Source organism: Streptomyces sp. NPDC028419 (assembly GCF_055565515.1).
Genome location: NZ_JBVHUE010000032.1, coordinates 1 through 7,584 on the forward strand (window position 1 = coordinate 1; position 7,584 = coordinate 7,584).

Genomic DNA, 7,584 nt, shown 5'->3' on the forward strand with positions numbered 1-7,584 from the left:
TTCTTTTTTTGCCTTCTCCCCCCTCCTCTCCCCCCCCCCCCCCCCCCTCCCCCCCCCCCCCCTCCCTTCCCCCCCCCCCCCCCTCTCCTCCTCCCCCCCCCCCCCCCCCCCCCCCCCCCCCCGCCCCATGCGCCGGTCGGGCGTAGGCGGGTTAGAGGCGGTTCTGGCCGTAGTAGCCGCCCACCTGGTCGTGGTATTCGGCGTTGCCGAGGTGCTTGTCCTTGTCGAACTCGGGAGCGTTCTTGATCTGCTCCTTCGTGCGGTCGACGAAGATCTTCTTCTCGGCGGCGTCGACGCGGCTGACCGTGCCCGCAGGCAGGAGGACTTCCTTCCCGAAGATCCACGGGCCGGTGTCGACCACGATGTACGCGGAGCCGACGTCGTCGGAGTGCTTGTCGACCTTGCCGATGGAGCCGTCAGTCGCCTCGACCTTGTAGCCGGTCAGGTCGCCACCGGCCAGACGGCCGGACGTCTCACGGTAACCCCACACATTCTCAGTCATGCGAAAACAACTCCTTCAATAAACCGGAACCAGGAGGAGGGTGAATTCCCTTCTGGTCTTCCTTGCGTGTGTGACGTGTGCGGCAGAACTCGCGTTCCGACCTGAACTTCCTCTGCCCCGGATTCTCGCCGCTACACACTTCTGATTTCGATTCGGGCCGGGACGACCGCCGATCTTCGGAGGTGAGCAGGTCCCCTGCTGCGCCACGGCAGCCGCCCCGGCTCCGACGCGTATACCCGCTGGATCCGATGTCACCCGGAAAGCCAAGACCAGGCCCCTGAGCAGGACATGAAGATGGCCTGCCACCCCCACCGATCAGGGGTGACAGGCCAGCTTGAGACCGTTCGAACCTACGCCAGGGTCGGCCGGCTACCAGCGGTACCAACGACCACTACTGCCCTTGGGACGGGCAACGAATCCGACGAGCCACAACACCAGGACGGCGATAGCGACCCACCAAAGGATTTTCACCGCAAAACCCGCGCCGAACAGAATCAGAGCCAACAGAAGAACGAGAAGCAGGGGAACCATAGTTATCAACCTCCGAGGCAGCATGTGCCCGACCATGCTCCGAACATGCGCGCCGAACTTCGAAGTCTTTTGCGTAACTGGTAGGGAGCCGTTGCAGGATCCGGGTCAGGTGGGCTGAGGCTGACCGAAGAGGAGTTCGTAGCCGGGCGGGAGCTGGAGCAGGACCTCCCCGGTGAGGACGTCGCCGGCGGCGGCCGCCGTGGTGGACAGGACGGCGCCGATGTCCCACAGGGCGGTCTTCTCGGTGGAGCCTTCGATCCAGGCCGCGGTCGCGCGGACGAAGCGCTCGGGGGTGAGGGGTTCTGCGGCCTGCAGCGGGTTGAGGAGGATCAGGGCGTACGCCTCGGGGAGCCGCGCGGCGAGCTCGGCACGTACGGTGCCGACGAGATGCGCGCCCAGCAGGGCGAGTACGACTCGGGCTGCTCGGTCGGCTTCGTCCAGGGTCCGGTATTCGCCGCGCTCCCGGACGTGGGCCAAGAACGACTCCTTGCGCATCGACATCACACCACCTCCGGCACGGAGTGAGGGTCGGGTAGTAGGGGCCTGAGCGGAGGGCGGGGTACCGGCGGGGGATCGGCTCTCCCCGCCCTCGTTGCCGGCTGAGGGAGAGCTCAGCCGGAGATCTGCTTGCGGCCGGCTTCGCCGCCGATGGAGATCTTGCGGGGCTTGGCGCGCTCGGCGATCGGAATGCGCAGGGTCAGGACACCCGCGTCGTAGTCGGCCTCGATGCGCTCGGTGTCCAAGGTGTCCGCGAGGACGATCTGGCGGGAGAAGACGCCCAGCGGCCGCTCGGACAGCTCCACCTTCACGGAGTCGGCCTTCGCGACCGGCCGGCGCTCCGCCTTCACGGTCAGCATGTTCCGCTCGACGTCGATGTCGATCGCCTCGACGCTCACACCGGGCAGATCGAAGACGATCACGTACTCCTCGCCCTCCCGGTAGGCGTCCATCGGCATCACCGACGGCTTCGACCACGTACCCGACGCACCCGAAAGCTGCTGGACGATCCGGTCCATCTCGCGGAACGGGTCAGTGCGCATCAACATCGCGAAAACACCTCCAGTCGGCTGCGGCAGAAACCGCCAATGCGCTTCAACATGCCTCCGTTGTAACATGTCATCGAAACGATGACAACTGAGGAAGTCACCTTGAGGGTGACAGTGAGACGCAGCGGACGCCGGTCAGGACGGCTGTCTCCCGCAGCAGGACGGCCGTGTCCGGGGCGGCTTCCCGGATCGGGATCGGGGCCGGTCTCGAATGCCGAGGTGAAGAACGACCGGATGCCCGCCACGGTGTCTGCCGGCCCCAGGAGATGGGCCTGGACCCGGCCCTGAACCACCTGGTCCTCGTAGGCGTCCAGGGCGGCGCGGAACAGCCGCATGGCCGCGGCCAGGACCTCGGCGCGTCGCGAGGAGGTGACGGCGCGCGGCATGATGAGGGTGTGATCACCATTCATCTGAAGTACGAGATCGACGTCGACAAACTCGCGGACTTCGAGGAGTACGGCCGCCAATGGGTCCGGCTGGTCAACCGTTTCGGCGGGACCCACCACGGCTATTTCCTGCCCAGTGAGGGCGACAGCGACATCGCTTACGCCCTCTTCTCCTTCCCGGGTTTCGCCTCCTACGAGCAGTACCGCACGGACAGCATGTCCGATCCGGAGTGCCAGGAGGCTTTCGAACTGGCCCGCCGGACCCGCTGCATCAAACGGTACGAACGCCGCTTCCTCCGCCCCCTGGAGGACACCCCCTGAGACCGGTCCGCGCAGACGGAGGTGCCCGCGATCGTCCCGGACCGCTCAGACATCGTGGCGACGGGGTTCGCCGTGCAGGGTGATGTTCCCGACCGTTCCGGTGTTGGTGATGTTCAACCCTCCGGTGTTGGCCGAGAAGACCGATCCGGTGCCGACCGCCGCGACGGTAGGCGACGGCGCGTCCGGCAGCGCGGTCCGTAGCTGCGCGACCAGCGCCCGCAGCTCCCCGATCGCGTCCGGCCGCTCCTCCAGCAGGTCTGCGAACCGAGTGCGCCAGGCGAGCAGCAGGGCCTCCCGCACCCGCTCCTGGTCGTCCGCGCCGACCTGTTCCAGTTGCGTCGCGACCTCGTCGATCCGGGTGGCAACGAGGCGTTCCCGCTCCGCCTCACCCCGCCCGAGAAGTCTCATGAATCCGGCCCGGGCCGCTTGCCATGCGTCGGTCGCAACGGCATTGACCAGCGCCAGTGCGCCGGTCGATGCCAGTTCCGTGATCAGCTCGCCGGACATGATGCCCCCACTCGACGGATGCCGACTCTCACACAACCATCGTATTGCCAGAAGGGGTTGACGGTCCCTCGGCAATCGCCCCCGGGCCCGGCCGGTTCGGCGTGATCGCCACCGCTCCCCTCCGGTCCGGACGTTCGCGCGTTTCCTGCACGCGCGGCAGGGGTACCGTGACGACGGGGGGATGTCAGTGAAGGGAAACCTCACCGGTCTCTGGCTGGGAGATGACAAGGCGATTTACCATGTTCGCCATCATCGGGGGAAAATCTGGTGGATCGGCCTCAGCGCGGACTCGCCGCTCGGGGTCAACGAGTTCCATCCCGGTGTGAGGTTCGCCAACGTGTTCTGCGGTCGCATGGTGGGCGACATCGTCATCGGCGAATGGGCCGATACACCACGCGGTGGAATGCCACAGAACGGCGTCATCAATGTGGTGGTCGCGTCGGATTCGGAACTGCGGGCGGTGAGCGAAGTCGGCGGCTTCGGTGCAAAGTCGTGGCGCCGTGCCGAAATGCCGACGCGGATCGATGTGACGCAACGGGTCGCCGCATTCGATCGGGCCGAGTGGAGGCGCGGCCGCGTGTATGCGGAGACCGCGGTCGTCCAGGGCGTGGTCGTGACGGAACCGTCCGTGCTGGACGGGGACGTCGTGCTGTCCATCCGGGTGGACCGTGCACTGTCCCGACTGCCAGGAGTGCCGGCCCGGCTCGTCGAGCAGCCGTTGCGCTGCCGGATCCCGGGGCTCACCGGTTCGACCTTCCTGCCGGGCTGGAAGCAACGTGACGGCAACAGCGTGCTGTTCAGCAACGGACAGCCGGTCAACGGGGATGTCGTCGTGGCCTCCGACGGATCCGTGCGGATTCTCGGTCGCAGGATCACTTCGGGCACGGAAGTCCGGCTCTCCGGTTTTCTTTCAGGGCGGCGGGGAGAGGTCGACCACCGCGCCGAGGATCAGGGCGGCGAGGAGGCCTTGCTGCTCGGTCCGGTGTATTCGATCGACATCATCGAACCGGTTTCCCGGGAAACCCTCACCGGTACGTGGGCGGGGGACGACCACGGCACGTATTACCTCCGCCAAGTCGGTCATACGCTGTGGTGGATGGGCCTGAGTCACGATCAGGGCCGATCGTTCAGCAATGTGTTCTGCGGCGCCGTCGCGCGAGGCGGTGACGGGGTCGAAGTGATCGGAGACCTGGTCGACGTGCCGCTGGGCACGCGTCAGGACGCCTCCCGACTCACTTTGGTTTCAGCGGACAACACGATGCTGACTTCGACGGACGGGTCCGCGACATGCTGGAAGAAGCTCTCGGACAACTCGAAGTAGTCTCCGGACTACCGGAAGGATGTGGCTGAGAGTGCCAAAAGTCCTTGTCACCGGCGCCGCCGGATTCATCGGAGGCTATCTCGTCCAAGAGCTCCTCGACGGCGGTCACGAGGTGGTCGGGCTCGACGACCACTCCAAGTACGGCCCGGTCAGCCGCTCCTATGACCACCACCCCCGGTACCGCCTGGTCGAGGGCGACGCGTCCGACGCAGCCCTGGTCGAGGAGTTGCTGGACGGCGGGGAGCACCTGATCGCCTGCGCGGCCCGAATCGGCGGCATCTCCTACTTCCACACCTATCCCTACGACCTGCTCGCCGCCAATGAACGGATCATCGCGAGCACCTGCGACGCGGCGATCCGCGCCCACCGGTTCGGCCGGCTGCGCAAGGTCACCTACATCTCGTCGTCGATGGTCTTCGAGTCCACGGACCGCTGGCCGTCGCGCGAGGGGGACCAACTGGAGGTCCCGCCACCAGGCTCCTCCTACGGGTTCCAGAAGTTGGCCACCGAATACTTCGCACGGGCCGCCTGGGACCAGTACGGCCTGCCCTACACCATCGTCCGACCGTTCAACTGCGTCGGGGTGGGTGAGCTCCACGCCCTCGCCCAGGCCACGGGCCCGTCCGGCAACACCAAGCTGGCCATGTCCCACGTGGTGCCGGATCTCGTGCAGAAGATCGTCAAGGGTCAGAGCCCGCTGCACATCCTGGGCGACGGCGGACAGGTCCGGCACTACACCTACGGCGGCGACCTGGCCCGCGGAATCGTGATGGCGATGGAGCACGAATCGGCGACGAACGAGGACTTCAACCTCTCGACCTCCGAGTCGACCACGGTCCTCCAACTCGCCGAACTCATCTGGTCGAAGCTGAGGCCCGGCGTACCGTTCGAGGTCGTGAGCGACCCGGCCTTCGCACACGACGTCCGGATGCGGGTGCCCGACGTGTCGAAGGCGCGCGACGTGCTCGGCTTCACGGCCGGGGTGGGCCTGGAGGAGATGCTCGACGAGGTCATCCCCTGGGTGGTCGACGCGGTCGAGACCGGCCGGCTGTAGGGAGGGAAGCCGTATGAGTGCCGAAGCGTCCGCTCCCACCGGCGACGTCAGCCAGCACAACCTGGGCGGGATCAACGTCGCCAACACCGGCGTCATCCAGACGGTCGTCGTTCACGCGGGCGTCCAGCCCTTCGACACGCTGCTCTGGATGGCGCCACCGCCCTCCGGGCCCGTCGTCCCGAGGCCCGCACTCGAAGCGGCACTCCGCGGCGCACTGCTGTCCGACGATGACGGTCCGGTCGCCGTCACCACGGCCTTGGAAGGAGCCGGCGGCTTCGGCAAGACCACGCTCGTCGCCCATGTGTGCCTCACCGATCAGAGGGTTCGCGAGCGGTTCACCGGCGGCCTGCTGTGGGTGACGCTCGGCCAGAAGGCGTCCGGCACCGACCTGGCGGCCAAGGTCAACGGCGTCTGCGGGCTGCTGTCGGGCCAGGAGTTCACCAGCTCCGATCCGCAGCAGGCCGGTTTCCGGCTCGGCGCCCTGCTCGGTCAGCGGCCCGATACGCTGCTGGTGATCGACGACGTGTGGCACCCGGCGCAACTCGCGCCCTTCCTCATCGGCGCCCCGCGCTGCCGACGGATCGTCACCACGCGTAGTGCCACTGTACTTCCGCGCAACGTCTCGTCGATACTGGTCGATGCGATGGAGATCGACGAAGCCGTTCAGGCGTTGACGCAGGGTCTGCCCGGTCTGCCGCAGCAGACGGTCGACCGGCTGATGGAGCTGACGGGGCGATGGCCCGTACTGCTCTCGCTGGTGAACGCCGCATTGGCGGAGTCCGTGCGGCAGGGAGCCACCGTCGAGCAGGCAGGTGCCTGGGTGCTCGACCGGTTGGTTTCCGAAGGGCCCGCGGCGCTCGACGTGGGCGATGCGTCGAGCCGGGACCAGGCCGTGGAAGCGACCCTCCAGGCCAGCCTGGACCTCATGGACCCGCAGGAGCGGGAGCGCTACTTCGAGCTGGCGATCTTCCCCGAGGACATCGCCGTTCCCGGCTACGTGCTCGGCGCGCTCTGGTCCGAGACCGGTGGGCTGGGCAAGCCGGCGACCGATCGGCTGACGTCACGACTCACCTCGCTGTGCTTGGCCTCGGGGAGCTGGGAGGACGGCCCGGCACTGGAGCTGCACGACGTGCTGCGCGGCTACCTCCGGCACCGGCAAGGGGCCGTCTGGCTGGCCGAGCGGAACCGGACCTTGGTCGACGCGCTGAGGGCGATGGCACGGCCGTCTCCCGGCGCGCCGGAGGACGACGCAACCGCGTGGTGGCGGTTGCCGGACGAGGCCGACTACCTGTGGCGGAACCTCACGTACCACCTGGCGGAGGCGGACGCCCGGACGGAACTGACCGACCTGGTCTGCGACCCGAGGTGGCTGCTGGCCCGGATCGAGCGGGACGGACCGGTCGCGGTCGGCGGCGACCTGGCCCTGTCCGATGCGCCGGCCGCAGCGGAACTGTACCGTGTCGTCGGGCAGCAGGCACCTCTGCTGGGCCGGCTCCGGCCGGGGCTGGCGGACACCCTCCTGTCCCGGATCCCCGTCACCGAGCGGACCGCACGCTTCCACGGTCGAGCGGCCCGCGTGCTGGAAGGGCCGCGGCTGACGCCCTTCTGGCCGCTCCCCGACCTGCCGGACCCCGATCTGGACCGGACGCTGGGGGGCCACACCAGCGCGGTGCGCGCCTGCGCCGCCTCACCCGACGGCCGCTGGCTCGCCTCCGCGGGCTTCGACCGCTCCATCCGGATCTGGAACGTCACCACGGGCTCGCCGCGCCAGGTGCTCGTCGGTCACACCGGCTGGATCTGGGAGTGTGCCTGGACACCGGACGGAGGGTCGATCGCCTCCGCGGGGGACGACGGTGCGGTGCGGGTGTGGGACGTGCGGTCGGGGCGCTGTCGGACGGTGTTGACCGGCCACGACG

Annotated in this window: 10 protein-coding genes; 4 read left to right on the forward strand and 6 right to left on the reverse strand. The window is 68.0% G+C overall.

Features of this window, described 5'->3' with window-relative positions; genetic code table 11:
• Positions 1–151 precede the first annotated feature (151 nt).
• From ACZ4UB_RS30430 to ACZ4UB_RS30450, 5 genes are all read right to left on the reverse strand, one after another.
• Positions 152–502, reverse strand: coding sequence for a PRC-barrel domain-containing protein (locus tag ACZ4UB_RS30430; RefSeq protein ID WP_468075061.1), 351 nt, complete (start codon positions 500–502; stop codon positions 152–154).
• Between the two features lie 369 nt (positions 503–871).
• Positions 872–1,057, reverse strand: coding sequence for a hydrophobic protein (locus ACZ4UB_RS30435; protein WP_354384630.1), 186 nt, complete (start codon positions 1,055–1,057; stop codon positions 872–874).
• An 81-nt stretch (positions 1,058–1,138) separates the two neighbouring features.
• Entirely contained in the window at positions 1,139–1,534 is a 396-nt protein-coding gene (locus ACZ4UB_RS30440) for a DUF2267 domain-containing protein (RefSeq protein ID WP_468075063.1), read from the reverse strand.
• A gap of 110 nt (positions 1,535–1,644) precedes the next feature.
• Entirely contained in the window at positions 1,645–2,079 is a 435-nt protein-coding gene (locus ACZ4UB_RS30445) for an Hsp20/alpha crystallin family protein (protein ID WP_468075065.1), read from the reverse strand.
• A complete protein-coding gene (locus ACZ4UB_RS30450) occupies positions 2,073–2,465 on the reverse strand; it encodes a hypothetical protein (RefSeq protein ID WP_468075067.1) in 393 nt (130 codons plus the stop codon). The genes ACZ4UB_RS30445 and ACZ4UB_RS30450 overlap by 7 nt, the downstream gene beginning before the upstream one ends.
• A 9-nt stretch (positions 2,466–2,474) precedes the next feature.
• On the opposite strand from ACZ4UB_RS30450, the gene ACZ4UB_RS30455 reads away from it, so the two are divergent.
• Complete coding sequence (locus tag ACZ4UB_RS30455) at positions 2,475–2,786, forward strand: NIPSNAP family protein (protein ID WP_468075069.1); 312 nt, start codon at positions 2,475–2,477, stop codon at positions 2,784–2,786.
• A 45-nt stretch (positions 2,787–2,831) separates the two neighbouring features.
• Here ACZ4UB_RS30455 and ACZ4UB_RS30460 read toward each other — a convergent pair whose 3' ends face one another.
• Positions 2,832–3,293, reverse strand: a complete 462-nt coding sequence (locus ACZ4UB_RS30460; RefSeq protein WP_468075071.1) for a hypothetical protein — start codon at positions 3,291–3,293, stop codon at positions 2,832–2,834.
• Positions 3,294–3,480: 187 nt separating this feature from the next.
• On the opposite strand from ACZ4UB_RS30460, the gene ACZ4UB_RS30465 reads away from it, so the two are divergent.
• The 3 genes from ACZ4UB_RS30465 to ACZ4UB_RS30475 form a co-directional block, all read left to right on the forward strand.
• Complete coding sequence (locus tag ACZ4UB_RS30465; RefSeq protein WP_468075073.1) at positions 3,481–4,614, forward strand: hypothetical protein; 1,134 nt, start codon at positions 3,481–3,483, stop codon at positions 4,612–4,614.
• Between the two features lie 31 nt (positions 4,615–4,645).
• Complete coding sequence (locus tag ACZ4UB_RS30470) at positions 4,646–5,668, forward strand: NAD-dependent epimerase/dehydratase family protein (protein ID WP_468075075.1); 1,023 nt, start codon at positions 4,646–4,648, stop codon at positions 5,666–5,668.
• A 13-nt stretch (positions 5,669–5,681) separates the two neighbouring features.
• The coding region (locus ACZ4UB_RS30475; RefSeq protein ID WP_468075078.1) for an NB-ARC domain-containing protein at positions 5,682–7,584 on the forward strand (1,903 nt) is incomplete at its 3' end.